This is a genomic window from Pseudomonas sp. B20 (genome assembly GCF_020515755.1).
Lineage (GTDB): Bacteria > Pseudomonadota > Gammaproteobacteria > Pseudomonadales > Pseudomonadaceae > Aquipseudomonas > Aquipseudomonas syringae.
This window is the reverse complement of sequence record NZ_JAHPJG010000004.1, coordinates 136,047-155,803: the sequence shown is the minus strand read 5'-3', so window position 1 is coordinate 155,803 and position 19,757 is coordinate 136,047. Positions and strand designations below refer to the sequence as shown.

The window sequence follows — 19,757 nt, the reverse complement described above, 5'->3', positions numbered from 1 at the left end:
TAGCGGCCTGAAAAGGCATCTACGCAGCAGGCACCTATCTTGACTCTCACCATCGGTTCAGATTTCGACAGCGGCAACATTCAGGTTCTCGACGCAAGCGACCCGGCGCATATCCGGCTGGCGATTCGGCCCGACACGAAAAGCGCGCATTTCCAGTGGTTTCATTTCAAGGCAGACGGCTTGAACGTTGGCCAGACCTATGGCTTCAGCCTGACCAATGCCAGCGAATCCACCTTCAACCGTGCCTGGACCGGCTACAACGCCGTGGCGTCTTACGACCATCAGAACTGGTTTCGGGTAGCGTCGGATTTCGACGGCAAGGCGCTGAATTTCAGCCTGGCCGCGGAGCAGTCGCAGGTCTGGTTTGCGTACTTCGAACCCTACAGCCGTGAACGCCATGACTGGCTGATCGAACAGGCGCAGGAAAAAGCCGGTGCACAGTTGCTGGCTGTCGGCAAAAGCGTCGAGGGCCGGGATATTCAGCTGCTGCGCAAGGGTGACGGTGCCGAGGGCAAACGCAAGATCTGGATGATTGCCCAGCAGCACCCTGGCGAACACATGGCCGAATGGTTCATGGAAGGCGTGATCGAACGCTTCCAGCAAAAGGATGACGCCGTGCTGCAGCAACTGCTGGCAGAGGCGGATGTGTATCTGGTCCCCAACGTCAACCCGGATGGGGCCTTTCATGGCCACTTGCGCACCAACGCCAACGGCAAGGACCTCAATCGTGCCTGGCAGGACAGCACCGAAGCGCTAAGCCCGGAAGTGTCCTTCATCAGGCAGCAGATGGAAAAATACGGCGTGGACATGTTCCTCGACGTGCACGGTGACGAGGAAATCCCCTACGTATTCACCGCCGCCTGCGAAGGCAATCCGGGGTATACCGCACAGCAACGCCAGCTTGAAGAGCGCTTTCGCAGCCGCCTGTGCGAGGTCAGCGACAACTTCCAGACGGTTCATGGCTACCCGCGCGGCGCACCCGGTCAGGCCAACATGAACCTGGCCGCCAATGCCGTGGGCGAACGCTACAAGTGCCTGTCACTGACCCTGGAAATGCCGTTCAAGGATCACGACAACGCGCCAGATCCGGTCACCGGCTGGTCAGGCAAGCGCTCTGCGCAACTGGCCGGCGAAATACTGACCGTGCTGTCCGAGATGGTAAAAGAGCTGCGCTAAGAGCTCCTGCCTGTCGGCAAGCCAAGATGCCCACCTAAGCGTGGGCATTTTTATTCGCGCGGGCGGCACGGCGCACGATCAGACTGGCCAGCGCGATCAGCGCCAGGGTGATCACCACTGCCCCGTAGACATTGCTGGTCATCACCAGGCCCGCCGAGTGGGCGAAGTATCCGGCGACCAGTGCCGGTATGCAGAAGGCCAGGTAGCTGAGCACCAGAAAAGCCGACATCAGCCCGCCCCGCTCGTGGGCATGCGCCAGGGGCATGAGCATGCGCAGTGCGCCCAGAAAGCTCGATCCGAACCCCACACCTGCGACCACTGCGCCGACGAAAAACAGCCACAGCAAACCGAGGTTGATCGAAAGCAGTATCACCGCGACGCCCAGTGGCAAAAAACTCGCACCTACCCACAAGCCGAGCACCGGCTCGCGCTGACGCAGCGTCAGAATCGCCGCCGCGCCGCTGAGGGTCAGCGCCGCAACCGCCAGGCCGCCATTGAGCGGTGAAGTGGAGCCGGTCGCCGCCACCAGCAAGGACGGGCTCAACGACAGAAAGAAGCCACCCAGTGCCCACGCGGCGATGTCCACCGGTAGAACCAGCCACAGCATGCGCCGTGCCTGTTGCGGTACATGCAACGAGGGCTTGAGGGATTGCCAGACGCCGGGCTGGCGACTGACGGTTTCCTCGACGCGTCCCAGGTACAGGGCCTGACTCAGGAATGCGGCCAGCAGCAAGCAGTAACCCAGCATCAGCGGCAACGGCGCGAACTGCGCCAGCAGTGCCGTACCCAGAGCGCCAACGGCCATGCCGAGCATCGGCGAAATACTGTTGATCAACGGCCCTTTGACCGAATCATTGTCCAGCAAGGCTGCGCCCAGTGCGCTGGCAGCCAGCCCCGTCGCAAAACCCTGCAGCAGGCGCGCGGCCACCAGCCAACTGACATCACTGGCCAGAATGAACAGCAGCATCGAGACGCTTTGCAGCAGCAACGCGCCGAAAATCACCGGGCGCCGCCCCAGGTAGTCAGACAGCGACCCGCCCATCAGCAAGGCAGCCAGCAGGCTGAATGCATACACTGCAAAAATCAGGGTAAGCACGCCCTCCGAGAATCCCCATGCCTCCTGGTACAGGTGATAGAGCGGCGTGGGCGTGCTGGACGCGGCAAAAAAGCATAACGTGGTAAACGCCAGAAACCCGAGATGGTTTCGTGCCCGACCGTCAGACTTCACGTCTGGCGACGTCGAATCGTTTGAAGAAAGGGACATGGATACGCTCTCCGCCAATGCAACCTGTTAAAGCCATAAATTAGCTTTTGCGGAGTGTGCGACGTGATAGCGCTTAAAGCAAATACTTTGTGTTAAGGTCCGCCGTATGGCTATTAAAGAAGCAATTCGCACCGGAGGCCGCAGTGCCCGGGTGCAGGAATCCATCCATCGCGCGGTCCGCGACTTGTTGCAGGAGCACGATCGCTCAGCACTCAGCGTGCCGATGATCGCGACCCGCGCAGGCGTTACGCCGTCGACCATTTATCGCCGCTGGGGTGATCTGACCACGTTGCTGGCGGACGCTGCCCTGGAGCGCCTGCGCCCTGACGTGCCGATCGATCAGGGCAGTCTGCATCAGGACCTGCTGACCTGGAGTGAAATGTATCTGGACGAAATGTCCTCGGCACCTGGCCGGGCACTGATGCGCGATGTGGCCGCCAGCACGTCCGGCTGTGTGGGCAAGTGTGCGGCAATGGTTCGCGAGCAGCTGCAGGTCATGATCGATCGCGCCATGGCTCGCGGCGAGGTTTCCCCCAGTGCCGACGACATGATCGATGCAGTCATTGCGCCGATGATTTACCGGATTCTGTATGCCGAATCGGCGCCGACGCCCGAACGCGTGCGTCAATGGGTCGACCGCTGCCTGAGCTGAGCCGCTTTGCAGGGAGTCAGAGGCGGCAACTCCCGTTATCATGCGCGCCTCGTCCGACACCAATGACCGAACCTATTCATGCACACCCTCGCAGATCTACGCGCCGGCAAGCTGGCAGGCATCAAACGGCTTGACCTCTCCTGTGGCCTGAGCGAATTCCCGGTCGAAATCTTCGACCTGGCCGACACACTGGAAGTCTTGAATCTCAGCGGCAACAGGCTGACCTCGCTGCCCGACGACCTGTGTAGCCTGACCCGCCTGCGCGTGCTGTTCGTATCAGACAACGCCTTTACGCACCTGCCGGAAAGCATTGGCCAATGCCAGCAGTTGCAGATTGTCGGCCTCAAGGCCAATCGCATAGAGCAAGTCAGCGCCGCGGCACTGCCGCCGCGCCTGCGCTGGCTGATCCTCACCGACAACCGCATCGAGTCGCTGCCCGACGAACTGGGCTGCCGCCCGGACCTGCAAAAGCTGATGCTCGCCGGCAACCGCTTGCGCACCCTGCCCGCGACCCTCGCGCAGTGTCACAAGCTGGAGCTGATCCGCATTGCGGCCAATCGTCTGACCGAGTTGCCGGACTGGCTGCTGAGCCTGCCTGCCCTGGCATGGCTCGCCTTCGCCGACAACCCTCTGTGCGCCGAACGTCCCAGCGCGCCGATCCGGGAAATCCCCTGGCAACATCTCAGCCTTCATCAACGCCTGGGCGAAGGTGCGTCGGGGATCATTCAACAGGCGGTCTGGCACGACGCCGGCGAGGAGCGCATGGCAGCGGTCAAGCTGTACAAGGGCGCGGTCACCAGCGATGGATCGCCGCTCAATGAAATGGCGGCCTGCATTGCCGCAGGCCGCCACGCACAGCTAATCGAGGTGCTTGGACAGATCAGCGGGCATCCCGAGCAGCAGCGCGGCCTGGTCATGGCGCTGATAGCCCCCGATTTCGGCAATCTCGCCGGTCCGCCGAGCCTGGAATCCTGTAGCCGCGATGTCTACGCCAACGACACGCGCTTTTCCCTGCCGGTGCTGCTGCGCCTCGCTGAAGGCATCGCATCGGTCACCGCGCACCTGCACGCCCGCGGGATCACGCATGGCGACCTTTATGGTCACAACATTCTTGTGCAGAAGGATGGCAATTGCCTGCTGAGCGACTTCGGCGCGGCGTCCTTTCACCCGTCAGCCGGGCTGGGTGAGGCGCTGGAGCGCATCGAAACGCGGGCATTCGGTATCTTGCTGGGGGAATTGCTGGAGCGTTGCGAGGCAGATCCGCAGGATCAGAATGTCCTGGCGGGTCTACAGGCGCTGCAGGCAAGCTGCGTTCAGCCTGATTGCCAGCAACGACCGTCGCTGGCAGAGATTCTTCTACAGATCAAAACATGGAGCGCGTAAAGCGCTCCATTGCGCAGTGATCAGCCTGCCAGGCCCACGTAAACGTTCTGCACGTCATCATGGTTGTCGATGGCTTCGAGAAACGCTTCGACTTCGGCCATCTGCTCATCGGTCAGGCCGTCCACGGTGCTTTTCGGGCGATAGCCCAGTTGCGCGGACTGAACGGTGAAACCGAATTCCGGAAGCGCCTTGCAGACCGCGTCCATGTCAGTGGATTCGGTCAGGAACAGCGTCGCGCCCTCTTCACCGGGCTCGAAATCCTGGGCGCCGGCCTCGATTGCCGCCAGCTCCGGGTCAGCATCTGCTGCTGCAGGAACAGCCTCGATCATGCCCTGATACAAAAAGTCCCACGAAACCGAACCCGCAGCGCCCAACTGGCCCTTGCGGAACAGCACGCGAATTTCCGAGACCGTCCGATTGATGTTGTCGGTCAGGCACTCGACGATTACCGGCACGCGGTGTGGCGCAAAACCTTCGTAGGTCAGACGCTCGAAGTTGACGCTCTCACCCAGCAGGCCTGCGCCTTTCTTGATGGCACGCTCCAGGGTCTCGCGCGGCATCGAGGCCTTCTTGGCCTGCTCGACCACCAGCCGCAGACGCGAATTCATGTCCGGGTCTGCGCCAGCACGGGCCGCGATCATGATCTCCTTGGACAGCTTGCCAAACGTACGTCCCTTGGCATTGGCTGCCGCTTCTTTATGCTTGACCTTCCACTGTGCGCCCATGTCTGCTCTCTTGATTCGCTAGGCACCTCGCCGTCTGCGCCTGCATAACTGACAGAACGCGACGCTGGCAAGGCGCTGAAAAAGGGTCACCGGCAAATACCCTGTCCGGCGCGGCGCATTTTATACGCGATCACGGCAGATGAAACCCCCGACAGGCAGATTGCCCTCATGAACTCGCCAGGATTGCTGCCAATCCGGCCAACGGCAATCACCGTCTTTCCATCAACGCTTGTAGGCTCTTTCCGAAAAACCTTGCAGTAATGCTTTTGTAACCCCGTATTCCGTAACCTTCGCGGCCCCGTTTTTGAAGCTAGAGAGCCCCGCGGATGCGCAAGGACCTGCAAGTGCCCTTCATGCTGGCGATCACCGACTGCCAGCCGGATCTGCATATCATCAGCTTCGCCGGCCATGAAGCCCTCAATGAAACGTATCGCTTCGACATCTGGATGATCGGCAGCGACCCACAACTGGATGTGCGCAGCCTGCTGCATCGTGAAGCGTTTCTAAGCTTCGGCGAATCCGGCAGCGGCAGGCATGGTCGTATCGACCATGTGGCGCAGCTCCACAGCGGGGCTCGCGTGAGTCTCTACCACCTGATTCTGGTGCCTGATCTGCAACGGCTGGTGCAACATCGACAACGCCGCACCTATCAGGACCTTGCGATTCCTCAACTGATCGTGCAGTTGCTTGAAGCGCACAGTATCGGCGCGAACGCATACCGATTCGAACACGTGAATGGTCTTTATCCTGCCAGGCCGCTGCATATCCAGTACGACGAAAGCGATCTGCACCTGTTGCAGCGCCTGTGCGAGGAAGAAGGCATGCATTTTCGTTTTGAGCATCGCCAGAGCGGCCATCGGCTGGTGTTCTCGGACGACCCTGCGAGCTTTCCGGCGCAGCCATTGCCGGTGCGCTTCAAGCACCCGCAAGCGTCAGGCGCGTTGCGAGAGACACTGTTGCACCTGGCCGAGCGACTGGGGTTTCCGCGCGTTTCAAGACAACCCGCCGACCACCCGCAACCTGCGCGCGCACCCGAGCACCCTCTGACTGTAGCGGCCAATCATGCCTTTCAACCGCCAGGCTTTCGTGGAGCAATCAGCCCCCAGGAGGCGCTGAGCCGGCAGCGTGGCAGTCGCAGGCTGGAGCGCCTGCGCTGCGAACGGCGCGATGTCAGAGGACGAAGCACCGACACCGCCTTGCAGTGCGGTGAAGTCATCCAGGTGCTCGATCATCCGGAACCCTTGCTCAACGACCAATGGTTAGTGGCCGAAGTGATTCACGCGGGCAGGCAGTTACAGGTGCTGAAAGGTGCCGCTGCCCATGATGCGCTGGCAATCCTGCGCATCCTCGTCGAAGCGAAGCGTTCGTCACCCGAGGCTGAACAGTTGCAAGGCAACGGTTACTGCAACAGCTTCAGGGTCATTCCGTGGGCGACGCCGTTTCGCCCGTCGAACAACCACCCGAGACCCGCGGTCACTGGTGAGCATTTCGCCACCTTGCAGCGCAACGACATGCGGCCGGACCCACCCGGATACCGTTCCATCCGCTTCGACTGGCACGTGCAAAGCCTGGAAGACCAACCCGCACAACGCTGGCCGATAGCCGAGGTCGCCTGCCCGGAGGTTCATCGGCTAGCGCCGGGCGCACGAGTGCGGGTCCGCTTTCTCGATAACCATCCCGAACGGCCGGTAATTTGCGCAGTACTGTCACCGGGTCAGGAGCTGGACGGGATGACTGCACAACCGGCTGGATATATTCGAGTGGCGAGCGGCGAGCACTTGCACGTCAATGCCCACGACGGATTGCTGGTACGCGGGCAAGCCGCGACGCTGCACGTTGACGCGCAGCGTATCCTGATCGTGGGCCACAAGGATCAGCAGTCCTTGAAATCGGGCTGGCGCTTGTCGATAAAGGCGCGCATGCCCTCCTTCTGATCCTGGCTGGCGAAGGCGGCGTGAAAGACCCGGCGTTCGAAGCGGATGCCTTCGGCCAGGCTGACCTCGAATGCGCGGTTGACGCTCTCCTTGACCATCATCGCCACTGGCAGGGATTTACTGGCGATGACCGATGCCACTGCAAGCGCTTCCGGCAGCAACTGATCGAGCGGCAGCACGCGGGCCACCAGACCGGCGCGCTCGGCCTCTTGAGCATCGATCAACCGGCCAGTCAGGCACATTTCCATGGCCTTGGCTTTGCCCACCGCGCGGGTCAGGCGCTGCGTACCGCCCATGCCCGGCAACACGCCGAGATTGATCTCGGGCTGTCCAAACCTGGCGTTTTCGGCGGCCAGAATGAAATCGCACATCAATGCCAGTTCACAGCCCCCACCCAAGGCGAAACCGGCTACCGCAGCCACCAGAGGTTTGCGTCGGGCGGCGACCCGGTCGCTTTCACGAAACAGGTCATCGAGGTAGATCTGCGGGTAGGACAGGTCGACCATTTCCTTGATATCCGCGCCGGCGGCAAAGGCTTTTTCCGAACCGGTCAGCACGATGCAGCCGATCGCACTGTCCGCCTCGAACTGGTCGAGGGCATGGTTCAATTCGTTGATCAGGCGCGCATTCAAGGCGTTCAACGCCTTGGGCCGGTTCAGTCTGATCAGACCTACACCATCTATAACTTCTATGAGAAGTGTCTCGTAAAGCATTGATAAATATCCTTTTTATTTGATTATGAAATCAACAGCTTTTCATAGAATCAACATTCGATTATTAGATCAAGCCGTTGATTAATAACGTTTAATCCAAAATCTCGACAGCTATTGCGGTAGCTTCACCGCCGCCGATGCAGATTGCCGCAATACCACGCTTGAGTTGTCGATGCTGCAAGGCCGCCAGCAGCGTCACGAGGATCCGCGCACCCGAGGCACCGATCGGATGGCCGAGCGCGCAGGCACCGCCATTGACATTGACCTTATCGTGCGGGATGTCCAGCTCGCGCATTGCCACCAGTGGCACCACGGCAAACGCCTCATTGATCTCGAACAGATCGACGTCGTCCAGCGTCCAGCCTGTCTTGCCCAAAAGGCGCTGAATGGCGCCTATCGGCGCTGTTGGAAACAGGCCCGGCTGATCGGCGAACGCAGCATGCGCATGTAACACCGCCAGAGGCTTCAGGCCACGCCGCCGAGCCTCGGACTGACGCATCAACAGCAGCGCTGCTGCGCCATCGGAGATAGAACTGGAGTTGGCCGCGGTGACCGTGCCGCCCTCGCGAAAAGCGGGTTTGAGCGTGGGTATCTTGTCCGGACGCGCCTTGGGTGGCTGCTCATCGTGAGTGATTTGCCTCGACTCTTTGCCCACGGCGACCTGCACTGGCACGATCTCGGCGTCGAAATGGCCTTCGGCAATGGCCTGTTGCGCGCGAGCCAGTGACGCCAGCGCAAACGCATCCTGTGCCTCGCGACTGAAACCGTTGAGCCCGGCGCAGTCCTCGGCGAAGGTGCCCATCAACCGGCCTGGCTCATAGGCATCCTCGAGGCCGTCGAGAAACATGTGATCGAGCACCTTGCCGTGCCCCATGCGATAACCGCTGCGCGCGCGGTCCAGCAGGTAAGGCGCATTGGACATGCTCTCCATGCCGCCAGCCACCACCACTGCAGTACTGTCTGCCAGCAACAGGTCATGGGCCATGATTGCGGTCTGCATGCCGGAACCGCACATCTTGTTGACCGTACTGCACAGCGTTGCATGGCTCAGCCCGGCACCCAGCGCCGCCTGCCGAGCGGGTGCCTGACCGAGACCTGCCGGCAGTACACAACCAAACAGTACGTGCTCCACGTCTGCAGACTCGATACCTGCGCGCTCGACAGCGGCACGGATGGCGATCGATCCCAGCGCGGTGGCACTGAGGCTCTGCAGGTCGCCCTGAAAACCGCCCATGGGCGTGCGCACGGCACTGACAATGACCACGGGGTCTTGATGAGGGGGTGTCCTTTCGATGGACATGGCTATCTCCAGTCTTGTTTTTATAGATACGGTTTTCTATAGGTACGGGGGAATCATCAACCTGCTGCCTTGCAGACGCAATGGTTGAGGCAGGCAGATTAGCCGCTATCCCGGCATCGTGCCTGGCGCGCCGAATCTCTCATCACTGGCGAGGTCTGAAGATCACTGAACCTGACGCTGGAGCACACGAATGTCGCTACGCCTGATCCGCGCCCTGCTCTCGGGGCTGCTCATCCTCGGCTTGAGCGCCTGTGCGCTGATTCCCCATCGAGACCCGCTGACGATCAGCGTCGTGGGTATCGAACCCATCCCCGGCCAAGGTCTGGAACTGCGCATGGCGGTGACGTTGCGGGTGCAGAATCCAAACGAAACCGAGATCAACTACAACGGCGTCGCGCTGGACCTCGACGTGAACGACAGGCTGCTGGCCTCCGGGGTCAGCAACCAGAAAGGCACTGTAGGACGCTTCTCCGAAGCGGTGCTGGTGGTTCCGGTCAGCGTGTCGGCATTCGCTGCCTTGCGCCAGGCACTGGGGCTCAGTCAAAGCCAGCGTCTGGACAATCTGCCCTACACGCTTCGCGGCAAGCTGGCTGGCGGCCTGTTCGGCACGATGCGCTTCAGTGACAGCGGCACGCTGGATTTGCGCCAGGCAGAGGGAGATCCCTGGTAACAAGTCATTACGGGTGGTAATGCCTTTCGGGTTTGGCAGGGTAAACGGGACGATACAGGTGGCATGCTTTCTGCTGCCTGACTGCAGAGCATGCTCTGCACCTCCCCACCCTCAAGGAAGATTTGCCAATGACCCCGCAGAACCCGTCAGCACGTTTTTTCCCGACTTTTCTGGCCCTTGTGACGCTGATGCTCAGCCTGTGCATGGCACCGGCATGGGCTGCAGAAAAAAGCGCCAAGCGTGGAATTGCCTACGACATCGCCCTGCCCGCCGACCTGAGTGCGTTATCTGCTGGCGTGAGCTGGTGGTACAACTGGAGCCCCAGACCCCATGACCGTCTGGCGTCGTACGATTATGCGTCGATGTACGGCGTGGATTTCATCCCGATGGTGTGGAACGGCAACGTTGACGACGGGCAGTTAAAGCAATACCTGCTGGCTCACTCAGCCATCCGCTATTTGCTGGTGATCAATGAGCCGAATCTGCTCGATCAGGCCAACATGACACCCGAAGCGGCGGCCAGCTTCTGGCCGAGGCTGGAACAGATCGCCGCCCAGACCGGTGTAAAGCTGGTGGGGCCAGGGATGAACTGGGGAACCATGCCAGGCTACGGCGACCCGGTTGTGTGGCTCGATGCCTTCTATACGGCCTATCGGTCGATGAATCAGAATCGGGACCCGCGCATCGATTACCTGGCTTTTCACTGGTACGACTATGGCTTGCCGGGGATGCTCGACCGTCTGTCGAAGTACGGAAAACCCTTCTGGGTCACCGAGTTCGCCAATTGGCACGCCCCGGATGACGGAGCGCAGATTGATTCAGTCGACAAGCAGAAACGCCAGATGGCGGAAATGGTCGCTACACTCGAGCAGCGCCAGGACGTGTTCAGATACGCCTGGTTCACGGGCCGGATGAACCCTGACCCGCACTTTTCAAGCTTGCTGGACGCTGAAGGCAAGCTGACCGAACTGGGCCAGTATTACCTGTCGCTGCCACACAGCGAGTAACCCCGCGCGGCTCGGTCAACACATCTTCGCAGCCTCTCAGCGAGGCTGCGCCGATCTCGGTCAGACCGCTGATGATGTGCTGGGTGTAGGGAAATGACTGATCGGGCTCCAGAATTCTTGTCGAGATCAACAGCCCTTCCCTGACCAGCGTGTCGACCGTTGCGACACACACGTGAATCGCCGGGGCGCTTGAATACGCGCGCACCAGCTCCCTGTAGATCTGGCCGAAGGTCAGTTTTTGCGGTTTGCTGAAGCACAGGCGACCGACGATGCTCAACACCGCGAGGTCTAACCGCTGTTTTCCCTCACTCACCACTATTGCCTTTAACGTAATAAAAACTGACGCGCCGCCGGCTGATTATTCCTATCACCCTTGCACCCTCTGCACACGGCAATGGTCGATCGGTAATGCACACTTTCACGTCCAGTTTCAATGGAATAAAAATTAAAGACGTCGTTGACTAATGTGCACTTCAAGTGCCTGGAAATTTCTTTAAGCGTTCATTAATTCACGCTTACACCCCGATACTTACTCTTATGGAGCCGGCCTTTGAAACGCGCAGGAACCACGAGAATGCAAAGCTTACCAGCCCGCTAAACCTAACGACAATTAGGTTTATTAAAAAACAATAAAAAACTAAAATAGTGGATTTTTTTGGTTTTTAATGGCTGCAGTACGGCAAACTTACCGATTTTATTCTTTAAATACTGTCTAAATCCTTCGACCTCATCTGACAAAATCAGATGATGGCCAGGTGGCATCATTTATTAAAATCTCCATTACTCATACTTTAGCGACCTGTGAACTGTTTACTGTCGCGCTGGACTGAGTGTTCAGCCGAGCCCTGTGCCATCACAACAGCCGTCCGTTTTTATCCTGCAAACCATCAATCGAGATTCAATCGATGACTAGATCAATGCTGTCTGTTTTCAGTGCAGTACTTCTGTGCGCGCAAAGTGCCTTAACTTTCGCCGCGGACTCAACTTCCAGCACACCTGCCACCGGGTCCGATCAACAGATCCGGACGCAGGTGGAAGCCAAGCGCGACCAGTTGTCAGGCGCCGACAAGATCAACCCGGCCCAACAGCAGAGTTCGTCGTCCCTGCTCGACGCGCCGGTGGACACCGACGACGCCCCTGCCCAGGCACAACGACCATGAACAACCTCAATCAACCGATCACATCGACCGGAAGGACACTTGCCTTGTCAGCCTTCAAACAGACGCTGGGCCTGAGTCTGCTGACGTTCAGCGTCATGCAGGCCAACCTGGCACTCGCCGCCGTGACCCCGGCGACCGGCAACGAAGTCGAGGCGCGCGTCAGCTCGATTCTCGACAACATGAGCCAGTCGGAAAAGATCAACTTCACCCGCGTCAACGACGGTCACATGATCCCGTCCCTGCTCAAGTGGGGCATCAAGGGCACCGTGGCGTATGACTCGTCCATGGGCGTGCACGTCAACAACGCCACATTCGGCGCTCAATACCCGTCGCAGTCTGCGCTGGCAGCGACCTGGAGCATCAACCGGGCCAAGGAATTCGGCCTGGCCATCGCTTATGAAACGCGCATTTCCGGCGGTCAGCAGATGCTCTCGCCAGGCGCGAACCTGTACCGGACACCCTACAACGGCCGCTCGGCAGAATACGTCAGCGGTGAAGACCCGTTCCTCGGCGCCGTGCTGGCACCCGCTATCGTCAACGGCATCCAGGCTCAGGGTATCCAGGCCAGCGGCAAGCACTACCTGGCCAACGAACAGGAAGCCAATCGTCAGGCAATCGACGTCAAGGTCGATGAGCGCACCCTGCGCGAGCTGTACCTGCCAGGCTTCGAGTCGATGGTGAAGAACGCCAATGTCGCTTCGATCATGTGCGGCTTCAACAAAGTCAACGGCGACTACGCCTGCGAAAACCATCACCTGATCACCGAAGTGCTCAAGGGCGAATGGGGCTATCAGGGCATGGTCATCAGTGACTTCAACGCCATTCATGATGCCTTCAAGGGCGCGTGGGCCGGTACGGACATCGACATGCCCTCCGGCCTGCAGTTTACCGAAGCCAATCTCCTGCCCTACCTGTGGAGCGGGCAGCTGACCCAGAACGTGATCGACGACAAGGTCAAACGCAACCTGCGTGGCATCGTCAGCTACGACCTGCAGAACAACCTCAACACTGCCAAGACCCTTGAGCATCCGGAATACGGCATGCGTGCTGCGCTGAATACCGCGCGCGAATCCATCGTCCTGCTGCGCAACGAGAACACCGCTGCCGGCAAACCGCTGCTGCCGCTGGAGCGCTCAGCGAAAATCGCCGTGATCGGTAACTGGGCGCACGACGTACCGGCATCGCCTTTCGGCACGGCCAATTCACCGCCCAACAGCTACGTGACCGAGCTGAGCGGTTTGCAGCAACTGGCATCCAGCAGCAGCGATGTCACGTATTTGTCAGAGATGAGCCTGAATCCGGCGAGCTCGGTGTGGTATCAGCCAGCAACCGGCGACAACGGGATCAGCAACGCCGGGGTAAAAGCCGAATACTTCTCCAACACCAGCTTTTCCGGTGACCCGGTGCTGACACGTGTGGAACCCGGCGTGAACCTGAACTGGACCACCGGCAGCAACGTAACCAACGCAGGCAGCACTGCGGTATCTGGCTTCAGCCCGACAGCCGGCGCCTTCTCGGCACGTTTCACCACCACCATCAAGCCCACCATCTCGGGTGCTCAGGCGTTCAAGGTGCGTGCGGACGGCCCCTACAAACTCTGGGTCAACGATGAGCTCATCGTGCAGAGCGACGGCGTGCCTTACTCGGGCGACGTGGTGAATGCGCTGACAACGTCGGGTAAAACTGCGGCATTGTCGGCCGGCAAGACCTATACCGTGAAACTGGAATACCAGCGCGTACAGGGCAATTTCATTCCGGCACTGGGCGGCCTGACCGGCGTACAGATGAGCTGGGCTGCGTTGCGTCCGCCGAAGGACCTGTCGAAATACGATGCGGTGGTGGTTGCGGCCGGCACCACGTCTGAAAACGAAGGCGAAGGTTCCGACCACGGCTTCGATCTGCCAGACCAACAGGCTGAACTGATCAGCTTCGTCGCCAAGGCCAACCCTAATACCATCGTGGTCATGCACGGCGGTGGCGTGGCCAACATGCAGCCATGGGCGAACAAGGTCGGCGCTGCACTGCAAGCCTGGTTCCCGGGCCAGCAAGGCGGTCAGGCACTGGCCGAGATTCTCTACGGCAAGGTCAACCCGTCGGGCAAGTTGCCGGTCACGATCGACAAGAACATCGAGGATAACCCGAGCTATGCCTCTTATCCGGACCCGGCGGCCTACCGCGGCAGCAACCCGCTGACCGAAATGACCTACAGCGAAGGCCTGTACATGGGTTATCGCGGCTATGACAAGAAACACGCCAAGCCGCTTTATCCATTCGGCTATGGCCTGTCTTACACCACGTTCAGCTACAGCGACCTGAAGCTGTCGACCAACGTGCTGACCCCAGGCTCGACGATCGACGTGAAATTCACGGTGACCAATACCGGTGACAAGGCAGGCTTCGAGGTGGCGCAGCTGTATGTGCAGCCGGTCAAACCTGCTGTGGACCGTCCGGAGAAAGAGCTCAAGGGCTTCACCAAGGTGTACCTGCAGCCGGGCGAGAGCAAGACCGTCAGTGTACCGATAGACTCACGCTCGCTGGCTTACTACGTCGACAAGACGGCAAGCTGGGACGTCGATGCCGGGAAATTCAAGATCCTCGTCGGTGCGGATTCGGAGAACCTCACGCTCAACAGGACGCTGATCACCCTGTACCCGGAAAAACTGACCACGCGTGACAGCAACCCGCTGCCATTGCCACTGCGCAAGGCAGTCCAGGTCAGCGCAGCACAGACCTACTGATGCACCCCGTCAAGGCTCATGGATGAGCCTTGATATCCCTTCCCAATCGCTGCACGTAGATATCGAAAACCGCCATGACATCCACGTCCTGAGGGCTTCGCAGCCACTGAATCTGCAAGCCGTCCATGACCGAGAAGATCTCCTGGGCCAGGGCTTTGACATTGATATCGCCGCGCACTTCCCCCGCCTCTATCAACGCCTGCAAATGCCCGCGTGCGTGTTCGTGGGTAAGTTGGAATCGCTCAAGGTGCCAGGCCCACGCCGGGTGCGCCTTCGACAGGCTCTCGGTATTCATCAGCAGTGCGGCCTGACATTCCTCGGCATTCTCGATACTGAAACTCATGCTCAGCTTGAGAAACTTCAGAAACCCTTCAAGCGTCGGCTCGGTGACCAGATCCTGAAAGCGCGAGGTGACCCGCTGGTCCCTGCGTTCCAGCAAGGCGGCGAGCAGTGCTTCCTTGTTGGGGAAATGGTGCAGCAACCCCACCGTGGTGATACCGGCAAGCAGTGCGACCTCGCGCATCGACGCGCTCGAATAGCCGTCTCTGGCAAAAACAACGGTCGCGGCGTCCAGCAAGGCCTTTCTGCGCATGTCTCCCTTGGGCGCGCGGCGACGCTTGGGTGAGGCCGTTTCTGCGGATTCATTCCCTGATTCTTCGATGACCATAAAAACCTGATAACACCTTGATTCAATGTACCCCGACGCTCATGACCGGGGCCCTGCTGGTAAAAAACCGTTTCGCCGTCAGCGACGCCGTGGTGATGGAGATCAGCGCGATAAGCGCATTGCCGGTAAACATGCCGGGCAAGGCACCGCTGCTGCCGAACCAGTGGGTCCCGGCGAAGACGAACGGCACTGTACCCGCCGTTGCCCTGAGCCAGGCAAACACCGCGACCCACCACGACCTGTTCATGGTCAGGAATACCGCGATGGCGACGAAATCCAGACCAATCAGAACCCAGAGACCGCCGCCCCACAGGCAAAAGGCCATGAACACGGCGCGTGCTTCGTCCCCCAATTGGTAGAGGTCGGCAATCATGCCACCGCAGAGCAGCAGCACCAGCCACACCGCCAGCCCATAGCAGACCACCAGCCGCCGGGTAAAAATGACCGCAGAACGCACGCGATCATCGCGGCTCGCACCAATGTTCTGACCCAGCACCGGGGCAAGCGCGCCAGGCAGGGCAAAAAAAGCGCAGTACGAAAACTGTATGACCCGATCCAGCACCGTCATCGCGGCCAGAGCGGAAGTGCCAAATGCCGATAGCGACGCGACAAGATAAGCCAAACCGACCGGCGTCGCCAGATTTGCCGCCATCGCCGGGAGCGCCAGCCTGAAAGTATGCCGCGCATGCAGACGCAACAGTTTCAGATGGCGGGTGAACACCAGTCCTATTCGGCTGCGCACCCAATACAGCCCGATGGACGCGGAAACTGCTGCGGATACGGCAAACGCGATCCCCGCACCGTCGAGCCCCAGGCCGAGCCCGAAGATGAAAAACGGGTCCGCCACTGCCAGCGTGGCGGCAGCGGACAGCACGACGCCCATCGCCCGGCGGTTGTCACCAATGGTTCTGAGCATCTGCGCCGACATCTGCATGACCGCCTGCAACGCGGTAAAAGGCAGGGTCAGCCAGATAAAACTGCGCGCCGCCTCGTAAGTGGCCGCCTCGGCACCCAGCCATCGCATGATCGGCACGATGAACGTCAACTGCGCGGCGGCGGCCAGACCGCTGACCGTGATCACCATGAGCATCAGGCTGCCGGTGAGCCTGGGTATTGATCTGGCCGCCCGATGGCCGATGCGCGCGGAAAGTACCGAGGCTCCGGCGATGATCAGGCCGGTTGCCAGCGCGCCGTTGAAAAACATCAGGACCTTGGCAATGCCGACAGCCGCCAGAAGCACGGGGTCATGCAGCATCGATACGTAGACCAGCGTGAGAATGTCGACCAGAAAGACGGCGAACAGGCTCAAGGCGCTGGCACTGGCGGTGACGACGATATGGCGCGCTACGCTGCCCTGGGTGAATCTTGCACTGGCTTGGGCCATCAACGTTCTCAAAAGGCCTGACGGGTCAGAAAGGCAAGACACCCTAACACCGAAGCGTCAAGAGCGATCAGCGCCGGAGTGTCGGGTCGCTGTCGGGCTGTGCTGCTACCTGCTCGCTGCCACCAGACGATTCACTTCACTGCGGACCATGTTGGCGTATTCCGGCGGACTCATGGTATCCAGCTCGGAACGAACCCACTCAGACCACTTGCCCTTGCGCTTGGCACGCTCGCCCATCAGGCGTGCTGCCTCGCCCTTGGCCTTGCCCAGATTGCTCTGCCACAGTTCGAACAGACGGGATTTTTCGTCTTCGAGAGCGGTACGCTCAGGGAGCGGCCGATTGGCCAGATTGAAACTCATCACAGTCACCTACGGCTAAAAACGGCTGCATCTTACACCCGTAAGGGGCATTGCTTGCAGAGTCTTGCGTCGGGTCATTCAAGCAATTGCAACTTTTCAGGATGCGCGAGACTCCATTGAACACTGTTGCCACCACTTGAAAGGAATACACCCATGGCTCGTAAGACCCCTGCTCAACAAGCTGCCGATCAAATCAAGGATCAGGCATTCAGTGACCTGCAGGCACTGATCGAAGAATCCGACAAACTGCTCAAGGAAAGTGCTGCACTGGTGGGCGAAGAAGCAGAGACATTGCGTGCGCAGTTGAGCGTCAAACTCAAGCAGGCACTGGATTCGATGGCCAGCGTTCGCGACCGCACCAAGCCGGTTGTCGAAGCGACCGAAACCTACATCGGTGGTCATCCATGGCAGACCGTGGCTATTTCTGCGGGCTTTGGCCTGGTAGTTGGCCTGCTGCTGGGCCGTCGTTGATCGACTGATGAACGGCATCGCGGGCCAGGTTGCTGGCCCGCGGTGCTGATGCAGTGAAGTGTGATGAGGCAGATGTAAACCTGGCGAACGCCCTTAGCGGGTGTGCTGTACCACCGACGGCTCGGCAAAACGGTGCGACTTGGTCACCTTCGCCTGTAACGTCACGCGCTCTTCCTCAGCCTTGGCCTGGCTTTCATAAGGCCCTATCAATACCTGCTGTTTCCCGTCCACGTCCACGATGATCGGGGCATAACTGCGCTCGAGCAACCAGGCGCTGGAATCGCTGACCGCCTCCCGCGAGTTCATCTGAATGAACCACTGCGGCGTAGAGACCGGAGCAGTCGCTGCCGTCCCCTGGACTTTATCCCTGGCGGGCCCGCCTCCATCGCATCCGGCCAGAGCCAGTACCGCTATCATCATTACCGTCTTGCGCACGTAGGTCTGCTCCTCGTCTGAAGTGGCGCGAGTCTAACATTGCCGCGCGGCCCGTTGATCGCCTGTGTCGAGGTGTCGCATGGCCGCTGGAATGACGTGAAGTACCCGCAATACGGGGCTATCGCCCCATCAGTCAGTTTCGGCCACCATCGCCGATCATGTAATCAGATATTTCGTTGCATATAAACGCGACACGAGGGTGTCAAACGACTGCGACCATGTTGATCGGTGGCTTGCCGCCATCGATGCATTAGTACAGGAGTTCATCATGTGCGACGACCGAAATCCCCTGCATTGCTTCATTCCGCCTTACATGCTCGAACGTATGGCGCAGTCCCCCAAGAATCTGGTCAGCGCCCGGGCCATTGCCAACCTGACGAGCAGCTCGGCGTTTCTCGCTTCCCGCCTCTCTGCGCGCACCATGCCATCCATGCACGCGATCAAATCGCCTGACGGACGAAAGCACCGTGTTATTCATGATGCCAAGGGCACTGACGATCTCCCCGGCGCCGTAGTGCGCAAGGAAGGCCAGGCAGCGACGGGCGACAAGGCAACCGATGAAGCCTACGATGGCTCAGGCGACGTCTATGACTTCTATGCGCAACTGTTCGAACGCAACTCGCTGGACGACAGTGGCATGTCGCTGGTCTCGACCGTGCACGTCGCCGAAGTGGATTTCAACGGCGAGCATGTACCGCTGAGCAATGCCTATTGGAATGGCAGCCAGATGGCTTACGGCGATGGTGATGACCTGGTCTTCAAGCGCTTTACCGGGAGCCTTGAAGTGATTGGTCATGAACTGACCCACGGCGTGCAGAGCTTCACCTCGAACCTGGACTACCGCGGGCAATCCGGGGCCTTGAACGAGCACTTTGCCGACGTATTCGGCATGCTGGTGCGCCAGTGGAAACAAGGCACCAGCGCTGCCGAGTCGGATTGGGTGGTGGGCAAGGAGTTACTGGTGCCCGCGCCGACGCGACGAGGCATTCGCGATATGGAAAAACCCGGCACCGCGTATTCCAACGATCCGGATCTGGGTGATGATCCGCAACCGGCGACGATGGCCGACCTGTATACCGGTGCCAAGGATCGCGGCGGCGTGCACATCAACTCCGGCATTCCGAACCGGGCATTCGTGCTGGTGGCCAAGGCGCTGGGCGGAAATGCCTGGGAAGTGGCGGGCAGAATCTGGTATGAAACGATGCTGGAGCTGGCCTCGGACAGTCAATTCATTGATTGTGCCAAGGCCAGCATAAAAGTAGCCTCGGACCCACGTTTTGGCCCCAAAGCCAAGAAAGCCGTGCAGGCGGCCTGGAAAGAGGTCGGTCTCAAGGTATAGCCAAAGCATAACCACCAAAAGGTGCTTGAAATGAAGGTCTGTCTAGTGCAATCCGGCGGTTTTGCAGGTGCAGTCAAACGCTGTGAAGTCGATACAGCCACCCTTGAGCAGCCCGAAGCCGAGCAATTGCAGAGGCTGGTGAGCGACAGCGGCCTGAATCAGTCCAGCAGTGCCTTCAACGATGAAGCGCGGGACCTGAATCAGTACGAAATCACCATCGAGGATGACGCCAAGGCAATCTGCCTGACGTTCGACGAACACAACGTGCCTGCGTCTGCCCGTCAGTTGCTCGGCTTTCTCAAGCAACGCGTCAAACCCGGCAAGCTCTGAGACAGGCCTTTGCCAAAGGACTCTGGCCGCAACGATGCCCTTTCGTCGA

Annotated in this window: 19 protein-coding genes and 1 pseudogene; 11 read left to right on the top strand and 9 right to left on the bottom strand. The window is 59.8% G+C overall.

The annotated features are described in order from the left end of the window. Window positions 1-39 precede the first annotated feature (39 nt). Window positions 40-1,176, top strand: coding sequence for a M14-type cytosolic carboxypeptidase (locus LIX91_RS05785; RefSeq protein ID WP_003417363.1), 1,137 nt, complete (start codon window positions 40-42; stop codon window positions 1,174-1,176). A 34-nt stretch (window positions 1,177-1,210) separates the two neighbouring features. Here the strand turns inward: LIX91_RS05785 and LIX91_RS05780 are convergent, their stop codons facing one another. After that, complete coding sequence (locus LIX91_RS05780) at window positions 1,211-2,440, bottom strand: MFS transporter (RefSeq protein WP_226488118.1); 1,230 nt, start codon at window positions 2,438-2,440, stop codon at window positions 1,211-1,213. Window positions 2,441-2,546: 106 nt separating this feature from the next. On the opposite strand from LIX91_RS05780, the gene LIX91_RS05775 reads away from it, so the two are divergent. Both LIX91_RS05775 and LIX91_RS05770 read left to right on the top strand, forming a co-directional pair. Next, the gene (locus LIX91_RS05775; protein ID WP_226488117.1) at window positions 2,547-3,092 is read left to right on the top strand and encodes a TetR/AcrR family transcriptional regulator; all 546 of its coding nucleotides are present in this window, start codon (window positions 2,547-2,549) and stop codon (window positions 3,090-3,092) included. A 78-nt stretch (window positions 3,093-3,170) separates the two neighbouring features. After that, complete coding sequence (locus LIX91_RS05770; protein ID WP_226488116.1) at window positions 3,171-4,475, top strand: leucine-rich repeat-containing protein kinase family protein; 1,305 nt, start codon at window positions 3,171-3,173, stop codon at window positions 4,473-4,475. 20 nt (window positions 4,476-4,495) lie between these two features. Here LIX91_RS05770 and LIX91_RS05765 read toward each other — a convergent pair whose 3' ends face one another. Beyond that, window positions 4,496-5,200 carry a YebC/PmpR family DNA-binding transcriptional regulator gene (locus tag LIX91_RS05765; protein ID WP_003364547.1) on the bottom strand — a complete coding sequence of 235 codons (705 nt, stop codon included), beginning with the start codon at window positions 5,198-5,200 and terminating at the stop codon, window positions 4,496-4,498. Window positions 5,201-5,526: 326 nt separating this feature from the next. Here LIX91_RS05765 and tssI point away from each other — a divergent pair, with 326 nt between their 5' ends. Next, the gene (tssI, locus tag LIX91_RS05760; RefSeq protein WP_226488115.1) at window positions 5,527-7,134 is read left to right on the top strand and encodes a type VI secretion system tip protein TssI/VgrG; all 1,608 of its coding nucleotides are present in this window, start codon (window positions 5,527-5,529) and stop codon (window positions 7,132-7,134) included. Here the strand turns inward: tssI and LIX91_RS05755 are convergent. Together LIX91_RS05755 and LIX91_RS05750 are read right to left on the bottom strand one after the other, a co-directional pair. Then, window positions 7,074-7,847: an enoyl-CoA hydratase gene (locus LIX91_RS05755; protein ID WP_226488114.1), complete on the bottom strand. Its 774-nt coding sequence runs from the start codon at window positions 7,845-7,847 to the stop codon at window positions 7,074-7,076. The genes tssI and LIX91_RS05755 overlap by 61 nt on opposite strands. Before the next feature lie 91 nt (window positions 7,848-7,938). Continuing rightward, window positions 7,939-9,147 carry an acetyl-CoA C-acyltransferase gene (locus LIX91_RS05750; RefSeq protein ID WP_226488113.1) on the bottom strand — a complete coding sequence of 403 codons (1,209 nt, stop codon included), beginning with the start codon at window positions 9,145-9,147 and terminating at the stop codon, window positions 7,939-7,941. Between the two features lie 190 nt (window positions 9,148-9,337). Between LIX91_RS05750 and LIX91_RS05745 the strand changes: the two genes are divergently transcribed. Together LIX91_RS05745 and LIX91_RS05740 are read left to right on the top strand one after the other, a co-directional pair. Next, window positions 9,338-9,817 (top strand): LEA type 2 family protein, encoded by a 480-nt coding sequence (locus LIX91_RS05745; RefSeq protein ID WP_003411342.1) that lies wholly within the window; start codon window positions 9,338-9,340, stop codon window positions 9,815-9,817. A gap of 188 nt (window positions 9,818-10,005) precedes the next feature. Then, window positions 10,006-10,824 (top strand): glycoside hydrolase family protein, encoded by an 819-nt coding sequence (locus LIX91_RS05740; RefSeq protein ID WP_371676313.1) that lies wholly within the window; start codon window positions 10,006-10,008, stop codon window positions 10,822-10,824. Window positions 10,825-10,861: 37 nt separating this feature from the next. On the opposite strand, the pseudogene LIX91_RS25615 reads toward LIX91_RS05740, so the two are convergent. Continuing rightward, window positions 10,862-11,158, bottom strand: a pseudogene (locus LIX91_RS25615) (hypothetical protein); the annotation flags it as partial. A 583-nt stretch (window positions 11,159-11,741) separates the two neighbouring features. Between LIX91_RS25615 and LIX91_RS05735 the strand changes: the two are divergent. Further along, window positions 11,742-11,984, top strand: coding sequence for a hypothetical protein (locus LIX91_RS05735; RefSeq protein ID WP_010409284.1), 243 nt, complete (start codon window positions 11,742-11,744; stop codon window positions 11,982-11,984). Next, entirely contained in the window at window positions 11,981-14,722 is a 2,742-nt protein-coding gene (locus LIX91_RS05730) for a glycoside hydrolase family 3 protein (RefSeq protein ID WP_100072952.1), read from the top strand. The genes LIX91_RS05735 and LIX91_RS05730 overlap by 4 nt, the downstream gene beginning before the upstream one ends. Before the next feature lie 16 nt (window positions 14,723-14,738). Here LIX91_RS05730 and LIX91_RS05725 read toward each other — a convergent pair whose 3' ends face one another. The 3 genes from LIX91_RS05725 to LIX91_RS05715 all read right to left on the bottom strand — a co-directional run bounded on the left by LIX91_RS05725 (window position 14,739) and on the right by LIX91_RS05715 (window position 17,133). After that, a complete protein-coding gene (locus tag LIX91_RS05725; protein ID WP_226488112.1) occupies window positions 14,739-15,389 on the bottom strand; it encodes a TetR/AcrR family transcriptional regulator in 651 nt (216 codons plus the stop codon). A 22-nt stretch (window positions 15,390-15,411) separates the two neighbouring features. Next, window positions 15,412-16,773, bottom strand: coding sequence for an MATE family efflux transporter (locus tag LIX91_RS05720; protein WP_100072951.1), 1,362 nt, complete (start codon window positions 16,771-16,773; stop codon window positions 15,412-15,414). A 105-nt stretch (window positions 16,774-16,878) separates the two neighbouring features. Further along, on the bottom strand, window positions 16,879-17,133 hold the full coding sequence (locus tag LIX91_RS05715) for a hypothetical protein (RefSeq protein ID WP_003417383.1): 255 nt from the start codon (window positions 17,131-17,133) through the stop codon (window positions 16,879-16,881). Window positions 17,134-17,286: 153 nt separating this feature from the next. Here LIX91_RS05715 and LIX91_RS05710 point away from each other — a divergent pair, with 153 nt between their 5' ends. Beyond that, window positions 17,287-17,604, top strand: a complete 318-nt coding sequence (locus tag LIX91_RS05710; protein ID WP_003400563.1) for a YqjD family protein — start codon at window positions 17,287-17,289, stop codon at window positions 17,602-17,604. Between the two features lie 93 nt (window positions 17,605-17,697). Here LIX91_RS05710 and LIX91_RS05705 read toward each other — a convergent pair whose 3' ends face one another. Further along, window positions 17,698-18,039, bottom strand: a complete 342-nt coding sequence (locus tag LIX91_RS05705; RefSeq protein WP_010409294.1) for a hypothetical protein — start codon at window positions 18,037-18,039, stop codon at window positions 17,698-17,700. A 268-nt stretch (window positions 18,040-18,307) separates the two neighbouring features. Here LIX91_RS05705 and LIX91_RS05700 point away from each other — a divergent pair, with 268 nt between their 5' ends. Continuing rightward, window positions 18,308-19,378 carry a M4 family metallopeptidase gene (locus LIX91_RS05700; RefSeq protein ID WP_003417388.1) on the top strand — a complete coding sequence of 357 codons (1,071 nt, stop codon included), beginning with the start codon at window positions 18,308-18,310 and terminating at the stop codon, window positions 19,376-19,378. Between the two features lie 30 nt (window positions 19,379-19,408). After that, window positions 19,409-19,708 carry a protealysin inhibitor emfourin gene (locus LIX91_RS05695; protein WP_003342005.1) on the top strand — a complete coding sequence of 100 codons (300 nt, stop codon included), beginning with the start codon at window positions 19,409-19,411 and terminating at the stop codon, window positions 19,706-19,708. Window positions 19,709-19,757 lie beyond the last annotated feature (49 nt).